We start from the raw sequence: 1613 nt of genomic DNA, 5'->3' as shown, positions 1-1613 counted from the left end.
CCTTGTCAATGAATTTGAGAAGAGATTAAACTTTAAAATTGAGAGTTTGATCCTGGCTCAGGACGAACGCTGGCGGCGTGCTTAACACATGCAAGTCGAGCGATGAAGCTTCCTTCGGGAAGTGGATTAGCGGCGGACGGGTGAGTAACACGTGGGTAACCTGCCTCAAAGTGGGGGATAGCCTTCCGAAAGGRAGATTAATACCGCATAAYATAAGAGAATCGCATGATTTTYTTATCAAAGATTTATTGCTTTGAGATGGACCCGCGGCGCATTAGCTAGTTGGTAAGGTAAYGGCTTACCAAGGCAACGATGCGTAGCCGACCTGAGAGGGTGATCGGCCACATTGGAACTGAGACACGGTCCAGACTCCTACGGGAGGCAGCAGTGGGGAATATTGCGCAATGGGGGAAACCCTGACGCAGCAACGCCGCGTGGGTGATGAAGGTYTTCGGATTGTAAAGCCCTGTTTTCTGGGACGATAATGACGGTACCAGAGGAGGAAGCCACGGCTAACTACGTGCCAGCAGCCGCGGTAATACGTAGGTGGCGAGCGTTGTCCGGATTTACTGGGCGTAAAGGGTGCGTAGGCGGATGTTTAAGTGGGATGTGAAATCCCCGGGCTTAACCTGGGGGCTGCATTCCAAACTGGRTATCTAGAGTGCAGGAGAGGAAAGCGGAATTCCTAGTGTAGCGGTGAAATGCGTAGAGATTAGGAAGAACACCAGTGGCGAAGGCGGCTTTCTGGACTGTAACTGACGCTGAGGCACGAAAGCGTGGGTAGCAAACAGGATTAGATACCCTGGTAGTCCACGCCGTAAACGATGGATACTAGGTGTAGGGGGTATCAACTCCCCCTGTGCCGCAGTTAACACAATAAGTATCCCGCCTGGGGAGTACGGTCGCAAGATTAAAACTCAAAGGAATTGACGGGGGCCCGCACAAGCAGCGGAGCATGTGGTTTAATTCGAAGCAACGCGAAGAACCTTACCTGGACTTGACATCCCTTGCATARCCTAGAGATAGGTGAAGCCCTTCGGGGCAAGGAGACAGGTGGTGCATGGTTGTCGTCAGCTCGTGTCGTGAGATGTTAGGTTAAGTCCTGCAACGAGCGCAACCCTTGTTATTAGTTGCTACCATTAAGTTGAGCACTCTAATGAGACTGCCTGGGTAACCAGGAGGAAGGTGGGGATGACGTCAAATCATCATGCCCCTTATGTCCAGGGCTACACACGTGCTACAATGGTAGGTACAATAAGACGCAAGACCGYGAGGTGGAGCAAAACTTATAAAACCTATCTCAGTTCGGATTGTAGGCTGCAACTCGCCTACATGAAGCTGGAGTTGCTAGTAATCGCGAATCAGAATGTCGCGGTGAATACGTTCCCGGGCCTTGTACACACCGCCCGTCACACCATGAGAGCTGGTAACACCCGAAGTCCGTGAGGTAACCGTAAGGAGCCAGCGGCCGAAGGTGGGATTAGTGATTGGGGTGAAGTCGTAACAAGGTAGCCGTAGGAGAACCTGCGGCTGGATCACCTCCTTTCTAAGGAGAATAGAAAGAAGAAAATTCTTTCTAAAGGCTGAATTCTCTGTTTAATTTTGAGAGACCA

At 51.0% G+C, this 1613-nt stretch carries 1 rRNA gene; it reads left to right on the top strand.

The features are described from left to right. Positions 1-34: 34 nt before the first annotated feature. Positions 35-1546, top strand: a 16S ribosomal RNA gene (locus ACYUEW_RS18915). Positions 1547-1613: the final 67 nt, after the last annotated feature.

It is taken from the genome of Clostridium sp. CTA-1 (assembly GCF_054768215.1).
This window is presented reverse-complemented; position numbering and strand designations above follow the sequence as displayed.